This window comes from Kitasatospora sp. NPDC057904 (genome assembly GCF_042887925.1).
Taxonomy (GTDB): domain Bacteria; phylum Actinomycetota; class Actinomycetes; order Streptomycetales; family Streptomycetaceae; genus Kitasatospora.
Map to the genome: position 1 here is coordinate 31,128 of NZ_JBHVOL010000012.1, position 23,469 is coordinate 54,596.

Consider the following 23,469-nt stretch of genomic DNA (forward strand, 5'->3'; position numbering starts at 1 on the left):
GTGCTCGTTCGCACCCGGCCCCTGCGCCCCCGTTCCCCCGTGCTCCCCCGATTTTCCCGGCGTCCCCCGCCGCCGGGTCAGTCCGTCGCGATGGCCGCGAGGACGTTCATGCGCCCGGCCCGGAAGGCCGGGAAGAGGGCCGCGAACAGGCCGATCACCACGGAGGAGACCAGCGTCACGGCGATCGTGGTGGTCGGGACGGAGAGCGTGTCCAGACCCTGGTCGCGCAGCACCTGCTGGGCGGTGACGCCCCAGGCGAGGCCGAGCACCGTACCGAGGACCGCGCCGAAGACCGCGATCACCACGGACTCCAGCCGGATCATCCGGCGCAGCTGGCGGCGGGAGAGCCCGATCGCCCGCAGCAGGCCGATCTCACGGGTCCGCTCGACCACCGACAGCGCCAGGGTGTTGACGACGCCGAGCACGGCGACCGTGATCGAGAGGCCGACCAGCCCGTAGATCAGGTAGAGCAGGGTGTTGACCTGGGACTGGACGAGCTCCTTGTAGCCGGCCTGGTCCTTGACGGTCAGCTGCGGGTACTCCTTGAGCGCGTCCTGCAGGGCGGTCAGCGTCTTGGCGACGTCGGCGCCGGAGGCCGCCTTGGCATAGAAGACCCGGTCGACGGGCTGGTCGGCGGCCGGGACCACCTTGGCCATGGTGGCGGTGTCGACGAAGGAGGCGTCGCCGTAGAGCGACTTCTTGCCGAACACCACGCCGACCGTCAGCTGCTGGGTGTGCCCCTTGCCGTAGGTCACAGTGACGGTGTCGCCGACCTTGAGGCCGTTGTCCTTCGCGAAGTTCTCGCCGATGCCCAGCGAGCCGCGGGCGATCGAGTCGGCCGTGCCGGACGCGACCGGGAGGTGGAAGTCCGTGCCGAAGAAGCTCGGCGGCACGGCGGCGATCCCGGCCTTCTTGCTCCGGCCGTCGGCGAGCTGGACCTTCGCGTCGAAGTCCTTCTCGGTGGTGACGTGGTCGATGCCCGGGGTCCTGCGGACCGCGTCCGTCATCTCGGCGGTGATCGGCGCACCGCCGCCGCGGACGATGTAGTCCACGCCCACCGAGCGGTCTATCTGCGCGCTGGCCGAGGTGACCGCCGAGGCGCTGAACACCGAGGAGCCGATCACCAGCGCCAGGCCGATCATCAGCGCGGCGGCGGTGGCGCCGGTGCGGCGCGGGTTGCGTGTCGCGTTGCGCTGGGCGAGCTTGCCGGACGGGCCGAACAGGGCCGGCAGGAGGGCGCCCAGCACCCTGATGACGGCGGTGGCCAGCAGCGGGCCGAGCACCACGAAGCCGATCAGGGTCAGCAGCACGCCGAGGCCCAGGTACTGCCCGCCGGTCGCCGCCTTCTCCGCCTTCGCGGCGAGCACCAGCAGACCGCCGCCGCCCAGGGTGAGGACGAGGCCGAGGACCGTACGGACCGCGTTGGCCCGCGCCTCGGCCGGGGTGCCGTGGTCGCGCAGGGCGGCCATCGGCGCGATCCGGCCGGCCCGGCGGGCCGGGATCCAGGCCGCGACGACGGTGATCAGGATGCCGACCGCGTACCCGGCGACGAAGACGTCCGGGCCGATCTGCAGGTCGCTCGCCTTGAGGTCCATGCCGATCGCGTTCATCAGCTGGATCAGGCCGACCGCGATGCCGAGGCCGGCCCCGATGCCGAGGGTCGAGCCGAGCACGCCCAGGATCAGCGCCTCGGCCAGCACCGAGCCGTTGACCTGGCGGCGGCTGCCGCCGATGGCGCGCAGCAGGCCGATCTCCCGGGTGCGCTGGGCGACCAGCATCGAGAAGGTGTTGATGATCAGGAAGCCGCCGACGAGCAGCGAGACGCCGGCGAAGCCGAGCATCGCGTACTTCATGAAGTCGAGGCCGCTGCCGATGCTCTTGTTGTTCTCGTCCTTCTGCTCGGCCGCGGTCTTGACCTGGTAGCCGCCGCCCAGCTTGGCGAGGGTGTCGGTCTTGAGCTGCGCGTCGCTGCGGCTGCCGTCGCCGAAGGCCTCGACGGAGGTGTAGGCCGCCTCGCCGAGCAGCACCTGCTGCGCGGTCGGGGTGTCCAGGAAGGCGAGCGCCGCACCCGGGTTGGTGGTGGTGAAGGTCGCGATGCCCGCGATGGTGAACTCGTGCTTGCCGCTCGCGTTGTCGACCCGCACCTTGCCACCGAGGCCGAGCTTGGCCTTCTTCGCGGTGTCGGCGTCGAGCACCAGCTCGCCCGCGTTCTGCGGCACGTGGCCGGAGGTGATGCGCACCGGGTTGCGCGGCGTGTCCGCCCAGTTGCCGACCAGGGTCGGGGCGCCGCTGGTCGGGCCGATCAGCTTGTTGGTGGCCGGGTCGACCAGGATCGCGTCGCCGACCATGACCTGGCCGACGGCCGTCTTCACGCCGGGCACCGCGGCGACCTGCTGGGCGAGCGCGACCGGGAGCACCCGCGGCTTGTCGCCGGGCTGCTGCTGGTCGTCCTCGGCCGGCTTCGGCGGCTGGACGGAGACGTCCGAGGCGGTCGCGGCGAAGAGCTTGTCGAAGGTGCTGGTCGCGGTGTTGGAGAAGACCAGGGTTCCGGAGACGAAGGCGACCGACAGCACGACGGCCATCAGGGAGAGCGCCATCCGGCCCTTGTGGGCGAAGAAGCTCCGCAGTGACGTCTTGAGGATCATGATGCGTCGTCCCGCCCGCTCAGCTCGTGCGCTTGCCGTCGAAGCGGCGCATGCGCTCCAGGACGGAGTCGGCGGTCGGGGAGTGCATCTCGTCGACGATCACGCCGTCGGCGAGGAAGAGCACGCGGTCCGCGTACCCGGCGGCGACCGGGTCGTGGGTCACCATGACGATGGTCTGGCCGAGTTCGTCCACCGAGCGGCGCAGGAAGGTCAGCACCTCGGCGCCGGCCCGGGAGTCGAGGTTGCCGGTGGGCTCGTCGCCGAAGATGATCTCGGGGCGGGCGGCCAGGGCTCTCGCCACCGCGACGCGCTGCTGCTGGCCGCCGGAGAGCTGGGTCGGGCGGTGCTTGAGCCGGCCGGCCAGGCCGACGGTCTCCACCACCTGGGCCAGCCAGGCCTCGTCGACCCTGCGGCCGGCGATGTCCATCGGGAGCGTGATGTTCTCCAGCGCGTTCAGCGTGGGCAGCAGGTTGAACGCCTGGAAGATGAAGCCGATCTTGTCCCGGCGCAGCCTGGTCAGCTGCTTGTCCTTGAGGCCGGTGATCTCGGTGCCGCCGATCCAGATCCGCCCGCCGCTGACCGTGTCGAGGCCGGCCAGGCAGTGCATGAGGGTCGACTTGCCGGAACCGGAGGGGCCCATGATCGCGGTGAAGCGACCGCGCTGGATGTCGACGTCGACCGCGTCCAGCGCGGTGACCTTGGTCTCGCCCGCGCCGTACGCCTTGGTGACCTGGCGGGCCGAGGCGGCGACGGCGGACTCGCCGCCGGGAAGCTGGTGGTCGAACACGGCTGCTGCTGCCGTCGTCACTGGAGTCTCCTAAGGAATGGCCCACCCGTTGGCCCCCAGCCTGGTCGTCCCCACCTGTCCGGCGACATGGTGGAAGCGGTAGTCCTCGACCGGGGGTTGTCCCCACCCTGCCCGGCGCACCGGGCCGCCGACCCGAGGAAATCGGGCCGGCTCCGGACGGGCGGGGATGTATGAACCACGTTAGGAGCGGCGGACGGAGCGCTCGTCCTCCGCCGGGATGAAGCGGGCCAACGGGAGTTGTACGGGGTGCGGCGGCCCTCCCCCTAGGGGTCGCCGCGGCCCTTCTCGGGGACGCCCCGTACGGGCCCGCGGCCGCGGCTCGTCAGCCGGCCAGGACGGGGGCGGCGAGCCGCTCCAGCGCCACCGCGAAGCCGTCGACGACGGGGGCGAGCAGCGCCTCGGTCTCGCGCTCGACGACGGTCGTCCCGTCCTCCCCGGCGGTGACGTGGCGGTCGAGCACGAACCAGCCCTGGGTGACGTGGCCGGCGCCCATCGAGCTGAGGACCGGACGCAGCGCGTAGTCCACGGCGAGGACGTGCGCGGGCGAGCCGCCGGTGGCGAGCGGCAGGACGGCCTTGCCGGCGAGCGCGTACTGCGGCAGGACGTCGAGCAGGGCCTTCAACAGGCCGGAGTACGCGGCCTTGTAGACGGGGGTGCCGATCACGACGCCGTCGGCCCGGGCGAACAGCTCGACGGCGGCGGCGATCTCGGGATGGTCGAAGTCGCCCGAGAGCAGGGCGTGCGCGGGCAGGTGGCGGGCCTCGAACGGGATCACGTGGTGGCCGCGGGCCGCGAGCCACCCGTCCACGTGGCGCAGGAGGCGGGTGGTGCGGGAGGTCGCGGACGGGGAGCCGGAGACGGACAGGACGGTGGCCATGGGTTCACCTCTGCGGGAAGCGGGGACGACGCGGTGCGGCGGCGCTGCCGCTGCGGCGGAGCGGCGGTGCTTCCGCCGCCCGGGGAAAGGGAGTTGGGGAATTCGACGGGGCGCGCGTCAGCCACGACAGAGCGAACGGGACACACGCTTGAGGTCGACGTGCCGCCGACGCGTGAGGGTCCTTCGCTGATCCATGCCAAAAATGCAAACACGGCGTGTTCGGGGCGGTCAAGAATCGTTTCGGCAGGTGAACGCCGGAGTGGGACGGATCACTCCGGCGAGCCGGCGCCCGCACGGGCGTGCGCACGCGCGGAAGTTGCGGCGGAACGATCCGGCACGTGCATCAAAACTGCTACAAGAGGCCTGGTGGAGCCCCCGGGGGGAGTCAGGCCGGACGCCTTCGGGCATCCTCGTCCACATGAACACGTGGCAGGAGGGCCGCCCGAGCGGCGGCGGGAACCCGTACAACGGCGGGACCCCGTACGGCGGCGGCGACGGGGGCGGCGCGTACGGGCGCAGCGGGGGCGGCACGTCGGCCGAGCCGCCGCTGCCGGCCGGGCTGAACCCGCGCGGGCCGGGTGCCCCGGCGCCGCGCCGGCCCGAACCCTCCCGCACCGGCGGCGTCCCGCCGCAGGGCCCCGGCCGGCCCGACGGTCCCGGCCGCCCCGGTGGTCCGGGCGGTCCGGGTGGCCCTGGTGGTCCGGGCGCCCCCGGCGGCACCCGCCCGTCCGCGCCGGGCCCCGCCGGGCGCAGGGGCTGGTCGAAGGGCCGGATCGCCAAGTGGACGGTCTTCGGCCTGCTCGTCGCGATCATGGTGACGGCCGTCTCCACCTACTTCTGGGCCGACTCCAAGATCAACCACGACAACGTGCTCGCCGACTACCCCGGCCGCCCGGCGGCCGGCAAGGGCACCAACTGGCTGATCGTCGGCTCGGACAGCCGCGAGGGCCTCACCGACGCCCAGGAGGAGAACCTCCACACCGGCCACGACGTCGAGGGCAAGCGCAGCGACTCGATGATGATCCTGCACGTCGGGGACAACGGGAACACCCTGCTGAGCGTGCCGCGCGACTCCTGGGTACCGATCCCGGAGTACAAGACCAGCAGCGGCAAGACCCTCAAGGGCACCAACTCGAAGATCAACTCGGCCTTCGCCAACGGCAACGGCCGGCTGCTCGTCCAGACCATCGAGCTGAACACCGGCATCCGCATCGACCACTACGCCGAGATCGGCTTCTCCGGCTTCGTCGGCATCGTCGACGCGGTCGGCGGCGTGCAGATGCACATCGACCAGGACATCAAGGACCGGGACTCCGGCCTCGACCTCAAGGCCGGCGACCAGACCCTCAACGGCACCCAGGCCCTCGCCTTCGTCCGCCAGCGCCACCAGATGGCCGACCAGGACCTCGGCCGGATGCGCAACCAGCAGAAGTTCCTCGCCGCCCTGGCCCACCAGGCGGCCTCCCCGGGCACGCTGCTCGACCCGTTCACCTTCTACCCGCTGGTCGACGCCGGCCTCGGCACGCTGATCGTCGACAACGACACCGGCCTGACCGACCTCGGCTCGCTCTTCCTCGCGATGAAGGACGTCAACGGCGGCAGCGGCAAGACGCTGACCATCCCGATCTCCAACCCGGACTTCCGCACCACCACCGGGGAGTCGGCGGTCAAGTGGGACTCCGCCAAGGCCAAGCAGGTGTTCGACGCCTTCAAGAACGACACCCCCGTGCCGGACGTCAAGTAGCGGACCCACCCGCCGCTCCACCGCCGCCACCGCCTCCTGGGCCGCCTGGTCCAGGAGGCGCTCGCGTTCTCCGGGACGGACGTGCCGGCCGCCGCCGGCCGGGCCCCTACCGGCCGATCGGCTGCAGGCCGGTCACGTACTCCGGGAAGCGCACCAGCCACTCCCCCTCGCCGTCGCCGGCGCCCCCGGCCTCGGTCGGGCCCGAGTAGCCGTAGTGGATCTCCCGCGCGCGGCCGCCGTCCACCCAGCGGGCGTCCGCCAGGTGCACGGCGAGGGCGGCCGGGTGCTGCGGATCGGGGCGTTCGAGGACGAGCTCGTGCTCGGTCTCGCCGGGGCGGAAGGCGACCACCGTCTCGCTGGTGCGGCGGCGCGGGCGCCCGCCCGCCCGGTACGTCCAGTACGCGGCGACGGTGACCGTCAGCGTGCCGTCCGGGCTCCCCGGCTCCGGGCGGACGTACTCCTCGTCGGGCACCCACCGCGCGTGGTGGCGGATGTCGTCCGGGCCGCGCCGCTCGTCCCAGCGCACCCAGTAGCTCGCCACGCGCTTGACCGTCATCACCTCGCGCGAGACGCGGACCGGGACGCGCGCCGGATTGGCCGGCTCGCCCGCCGCGAGGGAGACCACGGTGACCTGCTCGTACGTCACCTCGGCGTCGTCGAGGCCCTGCCCCATCGCTTCCATCGGCTGCTCCATCGGTGAACCACCTTGGCGGAGAGTGGAGTTGAGCGCGGCTCGGCCGCGCGAGGAGAGCCTACGGCGACCGCGCGGACACCCGGAGTGATTGTGTGATTCCGGCCCGGACGGCCGGGCCCGGCGCTACCCTGCCCCCCGTGGACGAACGAAGCGGCACCGGAGCGCTCCTGGGGCGCGGGCGGACGGCCGACGTCTTCGCCCTGGACGGACACCGGGTGCTGCGCCGGTACCGGGACGGCAGCGACGCGTCCGGCGAACTCGCCGTGATGCGGCACCTCGCGGAGCACGGCTACCCGGTGCCCGGGGCGAGCCCCGGGGCCGCGCCCGGCGAACTCGTCCTGGAGCGCCTCACCGGCCCGACGATGCGCGACGCCCTCGTGGCGGGCGAGCTCGCGCCCGGAGCGGCCGGCGAACTGCTGGCCGGGCTGCTGCGGCGGCTGCACGCCGTCCCGGCCCGCACGGGCACCGACCCGGCGCACCGGATCCTGCACCTCGACCTGCACCCGGAGAACGTGCTGATGACGCCGCGCGGGCCGGTGGTGATCGACTGGGCGACGGCCGCGGAAGGCCCGCCCGCCCTGGACACGGGCACGTCGGTGCTGATCATGGCGGAGGTCGTGCTCACGCTGCCCGCCGGCCTCGCGACGGCCGCCCGGGCCGTGCTGGCGGCGCTGGTGCGGCACCTCGGCGGGCCGGGCGACCTCTCCGCCGCCCGGGCCCGCCGGGCCGCCAACCCGACCCTGGACGCGGCGGAGGTGGCCCGGCTCGACGCGGCGGAGGCGCTGGCACTCGGCGTGGCCGGCCCGGAGGCGCGCGGCGGGCGGCAGGAGCGGCCCTGACGCCCTCGGCCCCACCGGCGCCGCTGCGCGGGCACCAGCCCGCGCAGCGGTAGACCTTCGGGCGTCAGCGCGGGCCCTGCGGGATGCGGTCCAGCGCGATCCCGAAGCGGGTGCGATAGGCCGCCAGGGCCTCGTCGTCGGTGAGCGTCAGCTCGCTGCGCTCGCCGGCCGGGGTGGTGGTGATCAGGCGGTTGCCGGCGATGGTCGCCCGGCCGCCGTCGGCGGTGAGCATCGAGCAGGTCGTCGAGCGGGTGAACGGGGAGTCCGGCGAGGTGGTCTGCCACCAGCAGGTCGGGCGGAAGTCGGCGAGCTCGTACGGGCGCAGGCCCAGCCGGTACTGCGGCGTGCCGTCCAGGAGGACGTCCAGGTCTCCGTGCGCGCCGGCCGGGACGAGGGTGAACGTGCCGTGGGCGTCGGCCTGTTCGCCGCGTCCGTCGAGCCGCAGCGGGCCGCGACTGAAACGCCCGAAGCCGACGTCGACCAGCCACGGCTCGTCGAGGTCCACCCGCAGCGCGAGGTGGTCGAACGGCGGGCCCGGCCGCTCGCCGTCGAAGACACGGGCGGCCAGCAGGCTCACCCGGTAGCCGAGCGAGCCGAGCAACTCGGCGAAGAGGCCGTTGAGTTCGTAGCAGAAGCCGCCGCGGCGGGCGGTCACGACCTTCGCCACCAGGGCGTCCGGGTCGAGGACGACGGGCTCGCCGAGGTGGATGCTCAGGTTCTCGAACGGGACGGCCCGCAGGTGCGCGAGCTGGAGCCGGGCGAGCGCCTCCGGGGACGGCGCGCCGGGCTCGGGGAGCGCGATGCGGTCGAGGTAGGCGGACCGCTGGGCGGCGGTGAGGCCGCCGTACGGCTGCTCGGTGCGTGGCGCGTGATCCATCCGACCATTCCACCCGGACGCGGGCCGGTCGGCCATCGTCCATTGGTCCTACGCCCTCGGCCCCACCCGCACTGCCGCTGCGCGGGACGTCGGGCCGGCCGACTTCCCGCGCAGCGGGCGGAAGAGCTAGCCCGCGTAGCGGTAGACCTTCGAGTCCCGGGCCTGGAAGCCAGCCCGTTCGTAGAGGCGGTTCGCGGCCTCGCGGGACGGCCGGGACGTCAGGTCGAGGGTCCGGGCGCCGGCCTCGCGCGCCAGCCGCACGGCCTCGTCGGTCAGGGCCGCGCCGACACCCTTGCCGCGCGTCTCCGCGTCGACGACCACGTCCTCGATCCGCGCCCGCAGGCCGGACGGGAGCGGGGACAGCACCAGGGTCAGCGTGCCGACGATCACCCCGTCGAGGCGGGCGACCAGCAGCGTGTTGGAGTCGCAGGCCACCAGGTGGGCCAGCGCCGCGTGGTCCAACGGCTTGGCCGAACCGGACAGCTGCGGGAGCAGGCCGGCGAACGCGGCCACCAGCTCGTCGGTCGTCTCCCGGACGACCTCGACATCAAGACTCATGCGCCCACCTCGCTGCGCTCGGCGGGGGCATTCGCCCACACGCACCTCTCGACCATTCGCTCGCTCATGGCGCTGGACCCTAGCCGCGCCGCACGTCGGGTGCGCCGCTTTCCGGCGCACTGGTCGCGACGCGCGGGTGAACTGGCCGAATTCCGGTGCAGTAACGGCCAGTTGATCACCGCCCCACTCCGCCCCTCACAGCGCGCGGGCCGCCGCCCTGAACCGGTACGCGGTGGCGGACGGGTCCTGCGCCGCGAACAGCACGGCGAGCAGGTGGTCGACGGCGGCGGCGTCCAGGATCCGCAGCAGCGTGGTGAGTTCGGCCTCCGGCGCGTCGGCGAGGAGCTCGTCCGCGCCGGCGAGGACGACGAGCACCCGGGGCGGCGGCCGGTCCGGCTCCCCGGCGGGGTGGAGGACGTCGCCCAGGCACTCCTCGAAGGCGTCCCAGTTGTGGCCGAAGTACGCGGGGAAGTCGAGGGCGCGCGCCCAGGCGGTGAGCAGGCCGGCCTTGGTGCGGCACGCGCCGCCGTCGATCGCGACCCGGCGGACGTCCCCGGCGGGGACGCGGGCCAGGCCCGCCCACGGGTGCCCGGGGAACAGGTCCCACCGGGCCCCGGCGAGCAGTCTCTCCGGTGGGCTGGGGTGCGTCACGACGGTAGCTCTACCGCCCCGCCCGCCGGCGCCGGACGCCGCCGCGCCGGGGGCTCACCCGGCCGGCCGACGGGTCCGGTGCGGCAGCGCCTCGGCATGCGGGAACGCGTCCGGACGGACGCCCGGAAACGCCACCGCCCCGAGTGGGAAGTCGGCGGATCCGACTTTCCACGACGGGGCGGTACGCGGTACCGGGTCGGCCGGGCGGGAGCCCGGCCACGCACCGGTGATTACTCGACGATGCCGGACTTGGCGATGGTGACCTTGGCCGAGGTGCGGCCGCTCTGCGAGCCCTTGGACTCGATGAGCTTCACGATGTCCATGCCCTCGACGACCTCGCCGAAGACGACGTGCTTGCCGTCCAGCCAGTTGGTGGCGATGGTGGTGATGAAGAACTGCGAGCCGTTGGTGTTGCGGCCCGCGTTGGCCATCGAGAGCTGGCCGGCCTTGGTGTGCTTGATCTCGAAGTTCTCGTCCGCGAACTTCTCGCCGTAGATGCTGCGGCCGCCGGTGCCGTTGTGGTTGGTGAAGTCACCGCCCTGCAGCATGAAGTCGGGGATGACGCGGTGGAAGCCGGAGCCCTCGTAGCCGAAGCCGTTCTGGCCGGTGGCGAGCTCGCGGAAGTTGCGGGCGGTGACCGGGACGACGTCGTCGTACAGCTTGAAGACGATCCGGCCGGCGGGCTCGTCGTTGATCGTGATGTCGAAGAAAACGTTGGAAGCCATGCAGGGATCATGGCACGACCGACGCTCCGACGCGCGACACCCCCGACGGTCCGGCGCCACCTCGGTGTCGTCCCGTACCGCCCCGCCGCACCGGGCACGGACGTTACGATCGGGGCCGGCTTCGAGCGGGGCGGGCGTTCGATCGCGACGACGGGGTGGGCGGCATGCGGATCGGTGAACTGGCCCGGCGCACGGGCGTGAGCGAGCGCTCCCTGCGCTACTACGAGAAGCAGGGCCTGCTGGCCCCCGACCGCACCCTGGGCGGGCACCGGGACTTCCCGGACGGCGCGGTGGACCGGGTCATCCTCATCCAGGAGCTGTTCGCGGCCGGACTGCACAGCCGCAAGATCTACGAGATCCTCCCCTGCATGCGGGACGCCGACGGCGGCCCGAACGAGATCGCCACCCCGCTGCTGGTCGAGGAGCTCACCGCCGAGCGGGAGCGGATCGACCGGATGATCGCCGACCTGGTCCGCTCGCGCGAGGTCCTGGACGAGGTGATCCAGACCGCCTCCGGCCGCCCGGCGCTCGGCCCGGCCGGGCGCGGGGCGCGCTAGCGGGTCCCGTCCGGCGCCCGGTCGGGCCGGGGCTCCTTCAGCTTGCGCCAGACCGTCTCCAGCGCGGCGATGTCGGCGTCGTCGAGCCGGTCGTCGAAGACCGGCGCGAGCACCGCCCGCCGGGTCGCGTCGGCCTCGGCGAACGCGGCCCGGCCCCGCTCGGTCAGTTCGATCCGCACCGAGCGGGCGTCCGAGTCGGAGGCCGAGCGGGCCACCAGTCCGCGCCCGGCGAGGGCGTCGACCACCCGGGACACCTGGCTGCGGCTGAGCATCGTCTTCGCCCCGAGGTCGGAGGCGGCGACCGGCTCCCGCTGCCCGTTGAGCCACAGCATCACCTCGAACCAGGACAGCGGCAGCCCGTGGACCCGGGCGAGCTCCCGGTCCACCCGGGCGGCCAGCGTGGCGCCGGCCCAGACCAGCCCGTAGAAGGCGTGATCGCGCTCCGGCAGCGGGCCCAGGGTGAGGTCGGCACGGTTCATGCCGTTCATCGTACCGAGTTGCGTGCGCATGCACAGATTCCCGGCGCGGCACCGACGCGGTCGGTAGCATCACCGGCATCGGGCGCCCGCACACGGCGTACGACCGGGGAGGGACGAGGCGATGGACGACACGGCCGGCCCGATCGGGGTCTACCTGGCACACCCGCGGCCGGGCAGCTTCAACCACGCGCTGCACGACGCCGTCGTGGCCGAACTGCGCGGGCGCGGCTGCGACGTGCGCGCCCACGACCTGTACGCGGAGGGGTTCCCCGCCCTGCTCACCGCCGAGGAGACCGGCACCGTCAACGCCGCCGACGCGCCCGCCGACCCGCAACTCGCGCTGCACCGCGCCGAAGTGGCCACCCTCGACGCCCTCGTCCTGATCCACCCCAACTGGTGGGGCATGCCGCCCGCCGTCCTCACCGGCTGGGTGCAGCGCGTGCTCGCGCCCGGCGTCGCGTACAAGCTCGGCACCGCCGACGGCGAACCCGCCGGGCTGCTCCGGGCCGGCCGGGCCCTGGTCCTCAACACCTCCGATACCCCGGAGGAGCGCGAGCGCACCGAGTTCGGCGATCCCCTCCAGCGGATCTGGGCCGCCTGCGTCCTCCCGTACGTCGGCGTCACCGACATCCGCCGGACGGTCTTCCGCACCGTCACCGACGCCCCGGCCCCGACCCGCGCCGCCTGGCTCGACCAGGCCCGCGCCGAGGCGGCGGTCCTCCTGCGGTGACCGCGCGGGCGCGGTGACACGATGGGCGGATGTTCCTCGAAAGCTCCTCGCACCGGCTCGACCTGCGGCCGCGCAGCTACCAGTTCGGGACGGCGCGCGGTGAGGGCTACGACGACAACTGGCTGGTGATCGCCGGCGCCGTGGCCGTGCCCGAGGGGGCGTGGCGGTTCGTCGAGGCGTGCCTGACCACCTGGGAGGCGCGGGAGATCTCGCGGTGGCTGCGGGCCGCCGCCGACCCGGCCCGCAGCCCGGGTGCGCTCGACTTCACCGAACCGCTGCTGACCTTCGGCCTCGCCGAGGAGCAGCCCGCGGACGGGCGGCGGCCGGTGCGGGTCCGCTTCGCGCTGGAGGCCGCGCCGCCGTGGGTGGACCTCGACGCCGAGGACGCCGACAGCGACGAGGACGAGGACGACAGCGACGAGGACGGGGACGACGTGTGGCCCGGCCACACCGCCGAGTTCCTCCTCGCCCCCGCCGAGCTCCGCGCGGCCGCCGACGCCTGGGACGCCGAGCTCGCGCCCTTCCCCGAGCGCTGAGCCCCGGCCTCAGGCCGGGTCCAGCTCCAGCTCCGCCACCGCGTCGTCGCCGCTCGTCTCGCCGGTCGGCCGGAAGCCCAGCCGGGCGTAGAACTCGGCGGGACCGTCCGGCCCGGGGTGGTACGTGACGGTGACGCGGGTGCCGCCGCGGCGGCGGACCTCCGCGCACACCTGCTCCACCGCGAAGCGCCCGTAGCCGCCGCCCTGCCGGTCGGCGTCGACGAGCAGGCGCCAGAGGCCCGAACGCGGCCGGTCCCCCGCCTTGTCGGGGTAGAACGTGATGTCGAAGAAGGCCATCACGAACCCGACCATCCGCTCGCCGTCGAAGATCAGCCGGGGCCACGCGGTGTCGCCGTGGACGTACGCCTCCGCGAGCGACTTCACCACCGATGCCACCAGCCCCTCCTGGTCCGGCCGCACCCGCAGGGCGAGGGCGGCGTCGAGGTTGGCCGGGGTGACGGGTTCGAGGCGCAGGTCGGAGGACATGGCCGTCAGCCTACGAAGCGGACGGCCCCGCGTCGCCCGGATTTCGGCCGGCCCCGGCGTCAGCGCGTGAACACCAGCGAGACGTTGTGCCCGCCGAAGCCGAACGCGTTGGTGAGCGCGACCGGCACGGCCCCGGTGCGCGGCGCGCCCGCGACGACGTCGAGCTTCACCGCCGGGTCGAGCCGCTCCAGGTTGGCGGTGGCCGGCACGACCCCCTCCCGGACGGCGAGGACGGCCGTGAGGGCCCCGAGCGCGCCGGCCGCCCCGAAGAGGTGCCCGGTGAGCGACTTGGTGGCGGTCACGGCCGGGTGCAGCCCGATCGCCTCGGTGACCGACTCCGCCTCGGCGAGGTCGCCGATCTGGGTGGAGGTCGCGTGGGCGTGGACGAGGGCGACGTCCTGCGGGGCGAGCCCCGCCTCGGCCACCGCGCGCCGCATGGCCCGGACCTGGCCCTCGGCCGCCGCCGCGGTGATGTGGTGGGCGTCGGAGGTGACGGCCGCGCCGGCCAGGGCGGCATGCGGGCGGGCGGCCCTGGCGGCGGCGAACTCGGCGCGCTCCAGGACGAGGACGACCGCGCCCTCGCCGATCACGAAGCCGTCCCGGTCGACGTCGAACGGCCGGGAGGCCCTGGTGGGCTCGTCGTTGCGGGTCGAGTGGGCCTTGGCCTGGGCGAAGCCGGCCATCGGGAGCGGGCAGATGCAGGCCTCGGCGCCACCGGCGACGACGACGTCGGCGCGGCCGAGCCGGATCAGGTCGAGGCCGAGGGCGATCGCCTCGGCGCCGGAGGCGCAGGCACTGACCGGGGTGTGCGCGCCGGCCCGCGCGCCGAGCTCGATGCTGACCCACGCGGCCGGGCCGTTGGCCATCAGCATGGGCACGGTGTGCGGGGAGACCTTGCGGACGCCGGAGGCCTCCAGCACGTCGTCCTGCGCGAGCATGGTGACCGCGCCGCCGGTGCCGGTGCCGATGACGACGGCGAGGCGCTCCGGGTCGACCTCCGGGGCGCCCGCGTCGGCCCAGGCCTGCCGGGCGGCGATCAGCGCGATCTGCTCGCAGCGGTCCAGCCTCCGGGCCTGGACGCGGTCCATCACCTCGGACGGCTCGACCTTCAGCCGGCCGGCGATCCGGGCGGGCAGGTCCGCGGCCCAGGCGTCCTCGATGGCCGCGATCCCGGACTGCCCGGCCAGCATCGCGGCCCAGGTCGAGGGGACGTCCCCGCCGAGCGGCGTGGTCGCCCCGAGACCGGTGACGACCACGTGGCCGGCGCCGGCGGCACCGCTGTCGGCATTCATGAAATCTTTCCCCCTACGTTTATTGAGAGGCCACAAATCGAAACCGCCCTCCGTGCCGATGGGCCCGGAGAGCGGTCGAACCCTGTGCCACTCTGACAGGGGATTGAGGGATCTTCAGAGGCCGGAGAGCACCGATTCGGGTACGGCCCCTTTGTAGGTTTCCTTTAGTTTGCGAGGTCGGCGAAGTCCGTCCCGCGGCCGACCGCCTCCCACGCCTCGGCCTCCTTGCGGGCACGGTCGAGCTGCCCCAGGACCCCGTCGACGGCGTCACTGCCGAGCGCGAGCCGCAGCGGCGTGTGCTCGGCGTCCAGGGCGGCGAGGATCGCCGCGGCGGCCTTGGCCGGATCCCCGGGCTGCTTGCCGTCGGAGTCCGGCAGGCCGGTGCGGACCGGGCCGACGACCGGGTCGTAGGCGGCGATCGGGGTGGCGTGCGCGAGGGCGCCGCCGCCGGCGAAGCCGGTCCGGAACGCGCCCGGCTCGACGATCAGCACCTTCACCCCGAACCCGGCGACCTCCTGCGCCAGCGCCTCGGACAGCCCCTCCAGCGCGAACTTGGTGGCCGAGTACGCCCCCACCCCGGGGAACGAGAACCGCCCGCCCATGCTGCTCATCTGCACGACCGCCCCCGAGCCCTGCGCCCGCAGGTGCGGCAGGACGGCCCGGGTGAGCGCGGCCGGCCCGAAGAAGTGCAGCTCCATCAGGTCCCGCAGCTCACGGTCGGTGTACTCCTCGACGGCGCCGATCAGGCCGCGCCCGGCGTTGTTCACCAGGACGTCGATCCGGCCGAACCGCTCCAGCGCCTCCGCGACGGCCGCCGGGATCCGCTCCCCGTCCGTCACGTCCAGCCGCACCGGCACGACCCGCCCCGGGTGCGCGGCGACCAGCCCGTCCAGCGCCTCGGGCCGCCGGGCCGCCGCCACCACGCTGTCCCCGGCGGCGATCGCGGCCTCGGCGATCGCCTGCCCGAAGCCGGAGTTCGCCCCGGTGATCAGCCAGACCCGCCCGGCCGCCCGCTTCTCGTTGCTCATTCCCCATGCCCTCCGTATGCCGTGCACCACAAGGAAGTTGACGATCATTTATACGTCAGGCCGGCGGCCGGGGCCCGACCCGCCCCGGAAACGCCGGAGCCCCCGGCCGACGGTGATCGGCCGGGGGCTCCCGGAACTTCGAGGTCGTGTGCGTTACGGCAGGTTGCGGGCCATGACGATGCGCTGGACCTGGTTGGTGCCCTCGTAGATCTGCGTGATCTTCGCGTCGCGCATCATCCGCTCCACCGGGTAGTCCCGCGTGTACCCGTACCCGCCCAGCAACTGCACCGCGTCCGTCGTGATCTCCATCGCCGCGTCCGACGCGAAGCACTTCGCCGCCGCACCGAAGAACGTCAGGTCCCCGTCCCCGCGCTGCGACTTCGCCGCCGCCGCGTACGTCAGCTGACGCGCCGCCTCCAGCTTCATCGCCATGTCCGCCAGCATGAACTGGACCCCCTGGAACTCCGCGATCGCCTTCCCGAACTGCCGGCGCTCCTGCACATAGCCCTTCGCGTAGTCCAGCGCCCCCTGCGCGATCCCGACCGCCTGCGCCGCGATCGTCACCCGCGTGTGGTCCAGCGTCCGCATCGCCGTCGCGAAACCCGTCCCCTCCGCACCGATCATCCGGTCCGCCGGAATCCGCACGTTGTCGAAGTACACCTCACGCGTCGGCGACCCCTTGATCCCCAGCTTCTTCTCCGGAGCACCGAACGACACACCCGCATCGCCCTTCTCCACCACGAACGCCGAGATCCCCTTCGACCGCTTCTCCGGATCCGTCACCGCCATCACCGTGTAGAACTCCGACACACCCGCGTTCGTGATCCAGCGCTTCACCCCGTTCAGCACCCAGAAATCACCGTCCCGCACCGCACGCGTCCTCATCCCCGCCGCGTCCGAACCCGCCTCCGGCTCCGACAGGCAGTACGAGAACATCCCCTCACCACGCGCCAGCGCCCCCAGGTACTTCGCCTTCAGCTCCTCCGAGCCCGACAGCTGCACCGGCAGCGACCCCAGCTTGTTCACCGCCGGGATCAACGACGACGACGCGCACACCCGCGCGACCTCCTCGATCACGATCACCGTCGCCAGCGCGTCCGCCCCCGCACCCCCGTACTCCTCCGGCACGTGCACCGCGTGCAGGTCACTGCCCCGCAACGCCTCCAGCGCCTCCTGCGGGAACCGGCCCTGCTCGTCCACCTCCGCCGCGAACGGAGCGATCTTCGCCTCGGCCAGCCCGCGCACCGCCTCACGGAGCATCCCGTGCTCCTCGGAGATACGGAAGAGATCGAAGTCAGCCGCGCCTGCGCTGCCCGCCATGATGCCGCCTCGCCACAGTGATCGAAGGATCCGGTTGGTTACCGTCGAGTAGAGATCCTAGGGCTCCGACCTGCGACTGCCTAGCGTTTCCGGCCCCCGGCGGGCCCCGGACGGGCGGCCTCCGGCGGAGTCCGGGGGACGGATAGCATCAGGGCACCCACTCATGGTCGAGTCCGCACAAAGGGGAACCCGTGACCCTCCGCATCTCCGTGATCGGCACCGGCTACCTCGGTGCCACCCACGCGGCCGCGATGGCCGAGTTCGGCTTCGAGGTGCTCGGTCTGGACATCGACCCCGAGAAGATCGCCACACTGACCGCCGGCCGCGTCCCGATGTACGAGCCGGGCCTGTCCGAGCTGCTGCTCAAGCACGTGGCCGGGCACGAGGGCTCCACCGGCCGGCTGCGCTTCACCACCTCCGTCGAGGAGGTCGCGGAGTTCGCCGACATCCACTTCGTGTGCGTCAACACCCCGCAGCGCAAGGGCGAGTTCGCCGCCGACATGTCCTACGTGGACGCCGCGATCGACGGCCTCGCGCCGCACCTGTCGCGCCCGGCCCTGGTGGTCGGCAAGTCCACCGTGCCGGTCGGCTCGGCCGGCCGGCTGGCCGAGCGCCTCGCCGCCCTGGCGCCGGTCGGCGCCGACGCCGAACTCGCCTGGAACCCGGAGTTCCTGCGCGAGGGCTTCGCCGTCCAGGACACCCTGCGCCCGGACCGGATCGTGGTCGGCGCGCACAGCGAGCGCGCCGAGCGGCAGCTGCGCGAGGTGTACGCCGAGCCGATCGGGGCCGGAGTGCCGTTCGTGGTCACCGACTACGCGACCGCGGAGCTGGTGAAGACCGCCGCCAACTCCTTCCTGGCCACGAAGATCTCCTTCATCAACGCGATGGCCGAGGTGTGCGAGGCGGCCGGCGCCGACGTCACCCAGCTCTCCACCGCGCTCGCCTACGACGAGCGGATCGGCGGCAAGTTCCTCAACTCCGGCCTCGGCTTCGGCGGCGGCTGCCTGCCCAAGGACATCCGGGCGTTCATGGCCCGGGCCGGCGAGCTCGGCGCCGACCAGGCGCTGACCTTCCTGCGCGAGGTCGACTCGATCAACATGCGCCGCCGCTCCCGGATGGTGGAGCTGGCCCGCGAGCAGTGCGGCGGCGGTTTCCTGGGCCGCCGGGTGGCCGTGCTCGGCGCCGCCTTCAAGCCCAACTCGGACGACATCCGGGACTCCCCCGCGCTCAACGTCGCCGCCCAGATCCAGCTCCAGGGCGCCCAGGTCACCGTCTACGACCCGAAGGCCATGGACAACGCCCGCAAGATGTTCCCGGGCCTGACCTACGCCGACTCCCCGCTGGAGGCCGCCGAGGGCGCCCACGTGGTGCTGCACCTGACCGAGTGGCAGGAGTTCCGCACCCTCGACCCGGCCGTCCTCGGCGCGGTCGTCGCCGAGCGCCGCCTCCTCGACGGCCGCAACGTCCTCGACGCGGACGCCTGGCGCGCCGCCGGCTGGACGTACCGCGCCCTCGGGCGGCCCAGCTAGGGAATCCCGCACCCCGGCACGTCGTTGGGACCGTCATGACGAGCTACGGCGACGACGCGACGGTCCGCGACATCCTCACCGGCACGGGCGACACCTGGGCGGTGGTCGGCCTGTCGAACAACACCGCGCGCGCCGCGTACGGCGTGGCCGCCGTGCTCCAGCGCCACGGCAAGCGGATCGTGCCCGTGCACCCGAAGGCCGAGACGGTCCTCGGCGAGCCCGGCTACGCGTCGCTGGCGGAGGTGCCGTTCCCGGTCGACGTCGTCGACGTGTTCGTCCGGTCCGAGCTGGCCGGCGAGGTGGCCGACCAGGCGGTGGCCGTCGGGGCGAAGGCGGTCTGGTTCCAGCTCGGCGTCGTCGACGCGGCGGCGTACGAGCGGACGACGGCCGCCGGGGTCTCGATGGTCATGGACAGGTGCCCGGCCATCGAGTTCCCCCGGCTCGGCTAGTGGCGTGGCCGGACGGGTCCGGTCATCAGGCCGGGGCGGCGCCGTCCAGCTGCGCGATCGTCGCGATGGACGGGCCCCGGGTGGCCCGCAGCCCGGCCGCGGCGGACTCCGCGTCGCGCAGGACGCGGACGGCGTTGTGCCAGGTGAGCTTGGCCAGGTCGGCCTCCGACCAGTGGCGGCGCAGGAGTTCGGCGACGAGGTTCGGGTAGCCGGCGACCGAACCGAGGCCCTCGGGCAGGAACGCGGTGCCGTCGAAGTCGCCGCCGATGCCGATGTGGTCGATCCCGGCGACCTCGCGCATGTGGTCGAGGTGGTCGGCGACGGTGGACGCGGTGGTGACCGGCCGCGGGTGGGCGGCCTCGAACTCGCGCTGGCGGGCCATGCCCGCGGGGGTGGTGTCCAGCGGGTGGAGGCCGTGGGCGCGCATGTTCTCGTCGGCCCGCAGGGTCCACGCGGCGGCCTCGGCGTGGATGAACTTCGGCACGAAGGTGGCCATCGCGACGCCGCCGTTGCCGGGCAGCTGCGCGAGGACGTCGTCCGGGACGTTGCGCGGGTGGTCGCAGACCGCGCGGGACGACGAGTGCGAGAAGACGACGGGCGCCTCGGTGACCCGCAGGGCGTCGCGCATGGTGTCGGCGGAGACGTGCGAGAGGTCGACCAGCATGCCGAGCCGGTTCATCTCCCGGACGACCTCCTCGCCGAAGCGGGTGAGCCCGCCGGCCACCGGCTTGTCGGTCGCCGAGTCGGCCCACGGCACGTTGTCGTTGTGGGTGAGGGTCAGGTAGCGGACGCCGAGCTCGTACAGGGCCCGCAGGGTGGCGAGCGAGCAGTCGATGGAGTGGCCGCCCTCGGCGCCCATCAGGGAGGCGATGCGGCCCTCGGCGCGGGCCGCCTCGATGTCGTCGGCGGTGCGGGCGAGCCGGAGCCGGTCGGGGTAGCGCGCGACGAGGGCGTGGACGAAGTCGACCTGCTCCAGCGTGGCGCTCACGGCGTGGTCGCCGGCCAGCCGGGTGGGCACGTAGACGGACCAGAACTGCGCGCCGACCCCGCCCTCCGCGAGGCGGGCGAGGTCGGTGTGCAGGCGGTCGCTCTGGTCGGCGGCGAGGTCGAGCGCGCCGAGGTCGTACCCGGCCTGCTCGCGCATCGCCCAGGGGAGGTCGTTGTGGCCGTCCACGACGGGGGCGGTGCGCAGGAGGGCCCGCGCACGGTCCAGCGGGGTGGGGAAGTCCAGCTCAGAGGTCATGCGACCTGTTCTACCCCACCCCGCCGCGCCGCCTACTTGGCGAAGCCGAAGGAGTCCGAACCGGCCACCTTGGCGCGGAGCTTCTTGCCCTTCTCGGTGGCCTGGGTGTTGAGCTCGGCCTGGAAGTCGGTCATCCGCTCGGTCAGTTCGGGGTCGAACGCGGCGAGCATGCGCACCGCGAGCAGGCCCGCGTTGCGCGCGCCGGCCACCGAGACGGTCGCGACCGGCACGCCGGCGGGCATCTGGACGATCGACAGCAGGCTGTCCATGCCGTCCAGGTAGCGCAGCGGCACCGGGACGCCGATGACCGGCAGCGGCGTGACGGAGGCGAGCATGCCCGGCAGGTGGGCGGCGCCGCCGGCACCGGCGATGATCGCCTTGAGCCCGCGCTTGTGCGCGTTCTCGCCGTAGGCGACCATCTCGCGCGGCATCCGGTGGGCGGAGACGACGTCGACCTCGTAGGGGATCTCGAACTCGTCGAGGGCCTGGGCGGCGGCCTCCATGACGGGCCAGTCGGAGTCCGAGCCCATGACGATGCCGACGACGGGGTTGGTGTCGCTCATTCGGTGATCGTTCCTCGCAGGTAGGCGGCCGCGTGGCGGGCGCGCTCGCGGACGTCGTCGAGGTCGTCCCCGAAGACGTTGACGTGGCCGACCTTGCGGCCGGGCTTCACGTCCTTCCCGTACATGTGGATGCGCAGGCCAGGGTCGCGGGCCATGCAGTGCAGGAAGGCGTGGTACATGTCCGGGTAGTCGCCGCCGAGGACGTTGACCATGACGGTCCACTTGGCGCGCGGCCGGGGGTCGCCGAGCGGGAGGTCGAGGACGGCCCGCAGGTGGTTCTCGAACTGGGAGGTGACCGCGCCGTCCTGGGTCCAGTGGCCGGAGTTGTGCGGGCGCATGGCCAGCTCGTTGACCAGGATCCGGCCGTCCCGGGTCTGGAACAGCTCGACGGCGAGGTGGCCGGTGATGCCGAGGTCGCCGGCGATGCGCAGGGCGAGCTGCTGGGCCTCGTCGGACAGGGCCGGGTCGAGGTCCGGCGCGGGGGCGGTGACCTCGGCGCAGACGCCGTTCTCCTGGACGCTCTCCACGACCGGGTAGGCGACGGCCTGGCCGCTGGGCGAGCGGACGACGTTGGCGGCCAGCTCGCGGACGAAGTCGACCTTCTCCTCGGCCAGGACCGGCACGCCCGCCAGGAACGGCGCCTCGGCCTCCTGCTCGTCGTCGACGACCCACACGCCCTTGCCGTCGTAGCCGCCGCGGACCGTCTTCAGGACGACGGGGTAGCCCTCGCCCTCGGCCGCGAAGGCGGTCACGTCGGCCGGGTCGGCGACGATCCGGTGCCGGGGGCAGGGCACCCCGATGGCGTCGAGCCTGGCCCGCATGACGCCCTTGTCCTGGGCGTTGACCAGCGCGTCCGGACCGGGGCGGACGGCGATGCCGTCGGCCTCCAGCGCCCGCAGGTGCTCGGTCGGGACGTGCTCGTGGTCGAAGGTGATCACGTCGCAGCCGGCCGCGAAGCGGCGCAGGGTGTCGAGGTCGCGGTAGTCGCCGAGCACAACGTCGGAGACGACCTGCGCCGCGGAGTCCTGGGGGGTGTCGGCGAGGAGCTTGAACCTGACCCCGAGCGGGATACCCGCCTGGTGTGCCATGCGGGCCAACTGCCCGCCGCCGATCATGCCCACCACTGGAAAATTCACATTGCCCGGGGAAGTCACCTGGCCAGGATATCCGGGCCGATCGGGGGCGATGGAGCCGCTGGTGGCAAGGCCGGAGGGGCCCTCCGGGTGGACGCGCGTAGATGTCAACCGGGGGCGCGAGGGGCTGAGCCGTTCGGCGGAACCGGGTAGCCTGGACGGCCAGGTCCTGGTCTACGCAGTCCGATCATGTGCGTGCACGCAGGGCACAAGGGGCGGGCACCGTCCCGACGCACCGCCCTTTCGACCGCACGCACATGGAGGCAGCCCGGTATGGCCACGACCGCAGCTCCGAGTCCCACACTCGTGCAGAAGATGCGCGGACTCACGGGAGAAGCCGTGAAGTTCGGCATCGTCGGCCTGAGCGGCGTGGTGGTCAACTTCCTGGTGTTCTGGGTCTGCATCAACGGCCTGCACCTGGCCTCGCTGCGCTCGAACATCGCCGCGACGCTGATCGCGATCGCCACCAACTACCTCGGCTACCGCTACTGGCTGTACCGGGACCGCGACGCCGCCTCGCGCAAGCGCGAGATCACGCTGTTCCTGGTGTTCAGCGGCATCGGCATGCTGATCGAGACCGGCGTGCTCGGCACCTCGGTGTACCTGCTCGGCCTGGACTCGCACTTCGAGCAGCTCGGCGCCAAGCTGGTCGGCCTCGCGCTGGGCACCGTGTTCCGCTTCGTCTCGTACCGCACCTGGGTGTTCAAGGCCATGCCCGAGGCCGAGCCGCAGGCCCCGCACGCCACCGGCAGCGAGCTGGCCGCGCAGGCCGAGCTGATGCTGGCCGCCGAGGAGATCCGGTACGCCAAGGCGGAGTGATCCTCCGCACGTCCACGCCGTCGGGCCCGCGAGCACCCCGCTCGCGGGCCCGACGCGCGTCCTGCGCTTGCCGGTCCCACCCGCCCGAGAGGACAGTGGTTACCGAGGGCGAGCACGGCCGGCGCGGACGATCGAGGCCGAGGGGGTTCCAGGAGGCTCGCCATGGCGTTCGTCCAGATCATCGACTGCAAGACCGACAGGCTCGACGACCTCAACCGGCTGATGGACAGCTGGGCCGAGTCCACCAAGGGGAAGCGGACCGCCTCCCACGCGGTGGTCGCGACCGACCGCTCGGACACCAAGCACGTGGTGGAGATCGTGGAGTTCCCCTCCTACGAGGAGGCCATGCGCAACTCCCACCTCCCCGAGACGGACCGGATCTTCCGCGAGATGGTGGCGCTCTGCGACGCGCCGCCCACCTTCACCGACCTCGACGTGGTCCGCGACTCCCAGTTCAACAAGACCCTCGCCAACCGGGTCCTGGACGGGCTGGCCGCGGGCGACCTCGACGTCATCGACGAGTGCATGGCCGCCGACTACCGCGACCACGACTACGGCAGCGAGGGCGACCTCCAGGGCGTCCCGGCGTTCCGCGAGCGCTGTGCCGGCTACCTGGACGCCTTCGACTTCCGCTTCGAGATCGAGAGCCAGATCGCCGAGGGCGACGAGGTGGCGACCCGGTGGACCTGGCACGCCACCCAGAAGGCCGCCTTCCGGGACGTGCCCAACACCGGGAAGTCGGTGACCGGACGCGGCACGACGACCTTCCGCTGCAAGGAGGGCAGGATCGCCGAGGGCTGGTGGCAGTGGGACGTGATGGGCCTGATGCGCCAGCTCGGCGTCATGCCGGGAGCCTGAGGCACCCGGGGCCGCCCGGTCCCCCGGTC

25 protein-coding genes are annotated in these 23,469 nt (G+C 73.2%); 9 read left to right on the forward strand and 16 right to left on the reverse strand.

Going from position 1 to position 23,469, the window contains the following annotated elements:
* Window positions 1-77 precede the first annotated feature (77 nt).
* The 3 genes from ACFVSN_RS27755 to ssuE all read right to left on the reverse strand — a co-directional run bounded on the left by ACFVSN_RS27755 (window position 78) and on the right by ssuE (window position 4,330).
* The gene (locus tag ACFVSN_RS27755; protein ID WP_387956829.1) at window positions 78-2,648 is read right to left on the reverse strand and encodes an ABC transporter permease; all 2,571 of its coding nucleotides are present in this window, start codon (window positions 2,646-2,648) and stop codon (window positions 78-80) included.
* 16 nt (window positions 2,649-2,664) lie between these two features.
* A complete protein-coding gene (locus ACFVSN_RS27760) occupies window positions 2,665-3,453 on the reverse strand; it encodes an ABC transporter ATP-binding protein (protein ID WP_387956782.1) in 789 nt (262 codons plus the stop codon).
* 322 nt (window positions 3,454-3,775) lie between these two features.
* Window positions 3,776-4,330 (reverse strand): NADPH-dependent FMN reductase, encoded by a 555-nt coding sequence (gene ssuE / locus ACFVSN_RS27765; protein ID WP_387956783.1) that lies wholly within the window; start codon window positions 4,328-4,330, stop codon window positions 3,776-3,778.
* Window positions 4,331-4,748: 418 nt separating this feature from the next.
* On the opposite strand from ssuE, the gene ACFVSN_RS27770 reads away from it, so the two are divergent.
* Window positions 4,749-6,074, forward strand: a complete 1,326-nt coding sequence (locus tag ACFVSN_RS27770; RefSeq protein WP_380442051.1) for an LCP family protein — start codon at window positions 4,749-4,751, stop codon at window positions 6,072-6,074.
* A 106-nt stretch (window positions 6,075-6,180) separates the two neighbouring features.
* Here the strand turns inward: ACFVSN_RS27770 and ACFVSN_RS27775 are convergent, their stop codons facing one another.
* A complete protein-coding gene (locus ACFVSN_RS27775) occupies window positions 6,181-6,768 on the reverse strand; it encodes a hypothetical protein (RefSeq protein ID WP_380442053.1) in 588 nt (195 codons plus the stop codon).
* 137 nt (window positions 6,769-6,905) lie between these two features.
* Between ACFVSN_RS27775 and ACFVSN_RS27780 the strand changes: the two genes are divergently transcribed.
* Window positions 6,906-7,607 (forward strand): phosphotransferase, encoded by a 702-nt coding sequence (locus ACFVSN_RS27780; RefSeq protein ID WP_387956784.1) that lies wholly within the window; start codon window positions 6,906-6,908, stop codon window positions 7,605-7,607.
* Between the two features lie 64 nt (window positions 7,608-7,671).
* Here the strand turns inward: ACFVSN_RS27780 and ACFVSN_RS27785 are convergent, their stop codons facing one another.
* From ACFVSN_RS27785 to ACFVSN_RS27800, 4 genes are all read right to left on the reverse strand, one after another.
* Window positions 7,672-8,484: an arylamine N-acetyltransferase gene (locus ACFVSN_RS27785; RefSeq protein ID WP_380502489.1), complete on the reverse strand. Its 813-nt coding sequence runs from the start codon at window positions 8,482-8,484 to the stop codon at window positions 7,672-7,674.
* Window positions 8,485-8,610: 126 nt separating this feature from the next.
* A complete protein-coding gene (locus ACFVSN_RS27790) occupies window positions 8,611-9,042 on the reverse strand; it encodes a GNAT family N-acetyltransferase (RefSeq protein WP_380442059.1) in 432 nt (143 codons plus the stop codon).
* 195 nt (window positions 9,043-9,237) lie between these two features.
* Window positions 9,238-9,693, reverse strand: a complete 456-nt coding sequence (locus ACFVSN_RS27795) for a barstar family protein (protein ID WP_380502494.1) — start codon at window positions 9,691-9,693, stop codon at window positions 9,238-9,240.
* A gap of 230 nt (window positions 9,694-9,923) precedes the next feature.
* Window positions 9,924-10,418 carry a peptidylprolyl isomerase gene (locus ACFVSN_RS27800; protein ID WP_380442063.1) on the reverse strand — a complete coding sequence of 165 codons (495 nt, stop codon included), beginning with the start codon at window positions 10,416-10,418 and terminating at the stop codon, window positions 9,924-9,926.
* Between the two features lie 164 nt (window positions 10,419-10,582).
* Between ACFVSN_RS27800 and ACFVSN_RS27805 the strand changes: the two genes are divergently transcribed.
* Window positions 10,583-10,975, forward strand: coding sequence for a MerR family transcriptional regulator (locus ACFVSN_RS27805; RefSeq protein WP_380497255.1), 393 nt, complete (start codon window positions 10,583-10,585; stop codon window positions 10,973-10,975).
* Here the strand turns inward: ACFVSN_RS27805 and ACFVSN_RS27810 are convergent.
* Window positions 10,972-11,454, reverse strand: a complete 483-nt coding sequence (locus ACFVSN_RS27810; RefSeq protein ID WP_387956785.1) for a MarR family winged helix-turn-helix transcriptional regulator — start codon at window positions 11,452-11,454, stop codon at window positions 10,972-10,974. The two genes, ACFVSN_RS27805 and ACFVSN_RS27810, sit on opposite strands and share 4 nt — an antisense overlap.
* A 121-nt stretch (window positions 11,455-11,575) precedes the next feature.
* On the opposite strand from ACFVSN_RS27810, the gene ACFVSN_RS27815 reads away from it, so the two are divergent.
* Both ACFVSN_RS27815 and ACFVSN_RS27820 read left to right on the forward strand, forming a co-directional pair.
* On the forward strand, window positions 11,576-12,184 hold the full coding sequence (locus tag ACFVSN_RS27815) for an NAD(P)H-dependent oxidoreductase (protein ID WP_387956786.1): 609 nt from the start codon (window positions 11,576-11,578) through the stop codon (window positions 12,182-12,184).
* A 29-nt stretch (window positions 12,185-12,213) separates the two neighbouring features.
* Window positions 12,214-12,720, forward strand: a complete 507-nt coding sequence (locus tag ACFVSN_RS27820; protein ID WP_387956787.1) for a hypothetical protein — start codon at window positions 12,214-12,216, stop codon at window positions 12,718-12,720.
* A gap of 9 nt (window positions 12,721-12,729) precedes the next feature.
* Here the strand turns inward: ACFVSN_RS27820 and ACFVSN_RS27825 are convergent, their stop codons facing one another.
* The 4 genes from ACFVSN_RS27825 to ACFVSN_RS27840 all read right to left on the reverse strand — a co-directional run bounded on the left by ACFVSN_RS27825 (window position 12,730) and on the right by ACFVSN_RS27840 (window position 16,846).
* Complete coding sequence (locus ACFVSN_RS27825; protein WP_387956788.1) at window positions 12,730-13,206, reverse strand: GNAT family N-acetyltransferase; 477 nt, start codon at window positions 13,204-13,206, stop codon at window positions 12,730-12,732.
* A 59-nt stretch (window positions 13,207-13,265) separates the two neighbouring features.
* A complete protein-coding gene (locus tag ACFVSN_RS27830) occupies window positions 13,266-14,498 on the reverse strand; it encodes a beta-ketoacyl-[acyl-carrier-protein] synthase family protein (protein ID WP_387601520.1) in 1,233 nt (410 codons plus the stop codon).
* Window positions 14,499-14,662: 164 nt separating this feature from the next.
* Entirely contained in the window at window positions 14,663-15,526 is an 864-nt protein-coding gene (locus tag ACFVSN_RS27835; RefSeq protein ID WP_380497249.1) for an oxidoreductase, read from the reverse strand.
* A 153-nt stretch (window positions 15,527-15,679) separates the two neighbouring features.
* Window positions 15,680-16,846: an acyl-CoA dehydrogenase family protein gene (locus ACFVSN_RS27840; protein ID WP_387956789.1), complete on the reverse strand. Its 1,167-nt coding sequence runs from the start codon at window positions 16,844-16,846 to the stop codon at window positions 15,680-15,682.
* Between the two features lie 191 nt (window positions 16,847-17,037).
* Between ACFVSN_RS27840 and ACFVSN_RS27845 the strand changes: the two genes are divergently transcribed.
* Both ACFVSN_RS27845 and ACFVSN_RS27850 read left to right on the forward strand, forming a co-directional pair.
* Entirely contained in the window at window positions 17,038-18,375 is a 1,338-nt protein-coding gene (locus tag ACFVSN_RS27845; protein ID WP_387956790.1) for a UDP-glucose dehydrogenase family protein, read from the forward strand.
* Between the two features lie 35 nt (window positions 18,376-18,410).
* Entirely contained in the window at window positions 18,411-18,824 is a 414-nt protein-coding gene (locus ACFVSN_RS27850; RefSeq protein WP_380442081.1) for a CoA-binding protein, read from the forward strand.
* 25 nt (window positions 18,825-18,849) lie between these two features.
* On the opposite strand, the gene ACFVSN_RS27855 is transcribed toward ACFVSN_RS27850, so the two are convergent.
* Genes ACFVSN_RS27855 through ACFVSN_RS27865 form a run of 3 tightly spaced genes read right to left on the reverse strand, consistent with a single transcriptional unit; the run spans window position 18,850 to window position 21,766 of the window.
* A complete protein-coding gene (locus ACFVSN_RS27855; RefSeq protein WP_380502514.1) occupies window positions 18,850-20,067 on the reverse strand; it encodes a dipeptidase in 1,218 nt (405 codons plus the stop codon).
* A gap of 32 nt (window positions 20,068-20,099) precedes the next feature.
* Window positions 20,100-20,630: a 5-(carboxyamino)imidazole ribonucleotide mutase gene (gene purE, locus ACFVSN_RS27860; protein WP_380442085.1), complete on the reverse strand. Its 531-nt coding sequence runs from the start codon at window positions 20,628-20,630 to the stop codon at window positions 20,100-20,102.
* Complete coding sequence (locus ACFVSN_RS27865) at window positions 20,627-21,766, reverse strand: 5-(carboxyamino)imidazole ribonucleotide synthase (RefSeq protein ID WP_380442087.1); 1,140 nt, start codon at window positions 21,764-21,766, stop codon at window positions 20,627-20,629. Before ACFVSN_RS27865 ends, purE begins: the two co-directional genes overlap by 4 nt.
* Before the next feature lie 270 nt (window positions 21,767-22,036).
* Between ACFVSN_RS27865 and ACFVSN_RS27870 the strand changes: the two genes are divergently transcribed.
* Entirely contained in the window at window positions 22,037-22,582 is a 546-nt protein-coding gene (locus ACFVSN_RS27870) for a GtrA family protein (RefSeq protein WP_380502516.1), read from the forward strand.
* 162 nt (window positions 22,583-22,744) lie between these two features.
* A complete protein-coding gene (locus tag ACFVSN_RS27875) occupies window positions 22,745-23,440 on the forward strand; it encodes an ester cyclase (RefSeq protein ID WP_380442089.1) in 696 nt (231 codons plus the stop codon).
* Window positions 23,441-23,469 lie beyond the last annotated feature (29 nt).

Excerpts from the sequence above, each read along its gene's own strand:
- ACFVSN_RS27830 (WP_387601520.1), bottom strand. The coding sequence starts at position 14,498 with ATGAATGCCGACAGCGGTGCCGCCGGCGCCGGCCACGTGGTCGTCACC.
- ACFVSN_RS27840 (WP_387956789.1), bottom strand. The coding sequence starts at position 16,846 with ATGGCGGGCAGCGCAGGCGCGGCTGACTTCGATCTCTTCCGTATCTCC.
- ACFVSN_RS27825 (WP_387956788.1), bottom strand. The coding sequence starts at position 13,206 with ATGTCCTCCGACCTGCGCCTCGAACCCGTCACCCCGGCCAACCTCGAC.
- ACFVSN_RS27875 (WP_380442089.1), top strand. The coding sequence starts at position 22,745 with ATGGCGTTCGTCCAGATCATCGACTGCAAGACCGACAGGCTCGACGAC.
- ACFVSN_RS27850 (WP_380442081.1), top strand. The coding sequence starts at position 18,411 with ATGACGAGCTACGGCGACGACGCGACGGTCCGCGACATCCTCACCGGC.
- ACFVSN_RS27790 (WP_380442059.1), bottom strand. The coding sequence starts at position 9,042 with ATGAGTCTTGATGTCGAGGTCGTCCGGGAGACGACCGACGAGCTGGTG.
- purE (WP_380442085.1), bottom strand. The coding sequence starts at position 20,630 with ATGAGCGACACCAACCCCGTCGTCGGCATCGTCATGGGCTCGGACTCC.
- ACFVSN_RS27805 (WP_380497255.1), top strand. The coding sequence starts at position 10,583 with ATGCGGATCGGTGAACTGGCCCGGCGCACGGGCGTGAGCGAGCGCTCC.
- ACFVSN_RS27810 (WP_387956785.1), bottom strand. The coding sequence starts at position 11,454 with ATGAACCGTGCCGACCTCACCCTGGGCCCGCTGCCGGAGCGCGATCAC.
- ACFVSN_RS27785 (WP_380502489.1), bottom strand. The coding sequence starts at position 8,484 with ATGGATCACGCGCCACGCACCGAGCAGCCGTACGGCGGCCTCACCGCC.
- ACFVSN_RS27855 (WP_380502514.1), bottom strand. The coding sequence starts at position 20,067 with ATGACCTCTGAGCTGGACTTCCCCACCCCGCTGGACCGTGCGCGGGCC.
- ACFVSN_RS27820 (WP_387956787.1), top strand. The coding sequence starts at position 12,214 with ATGTTCCTCGAAAGCTCCTCGCACCGGCTCGACCTGCGGCCGCGCAGC.
- ACFVSN_RS27770 (WP_380442051.1), top strand. The coding sequence starts at position 4,749 with ATGAACACGTGGCAGGAGGGCCGCCCGAGCGGCGGCGGGAACCCGTAC.
- ACFVSN_RS27775 (WP_380442053.1), bottom strand. The coding sequence starts at position 6,768 with ATGGAGCAGCCGATGGAAGCGATGGGGCAGGGCCTCGACGACGCCGAG.
- ACFVSN_RS27800 (WP_380442063.1), bottom strand. The coding sequence starts at position 10,418 with ATGGCTTCCAACGTTTTCTTCGACATCACGATCAACGACGAGCCCGCC.
- ACFVSN_RS27870 (WP_380502516.1), top strand. The coding sequence starts at position 22,037 with ATGGCCACGACCGCAGCTCCGAGTCCCACACTCGTGCAGAAGATGCGC.
- ACFVSN_RS27815 (WP_387956786.1), top strand. The coding sequence starts at position 11,576 with ATGGACGACACGGCCGGCCCGATCGGGGTCTACCTGGCACACCCGCGG.
- ACFVSN_RS27835 (WP_380497249.1), bottom strand. The coding sequence starts at position 15,526 with ATGAGCAACGAGAAGCGGGCGGCCGGGCGGGTCTGGCTGATCACCGGG.
- ssuE (WP_387956783.1), bottom strand. The coding sequence starts at position 4,330 with ATGGCCACCGTCCTGTCCGTCTCCGGCTCCCCGTCCGCGACCTCCCGC.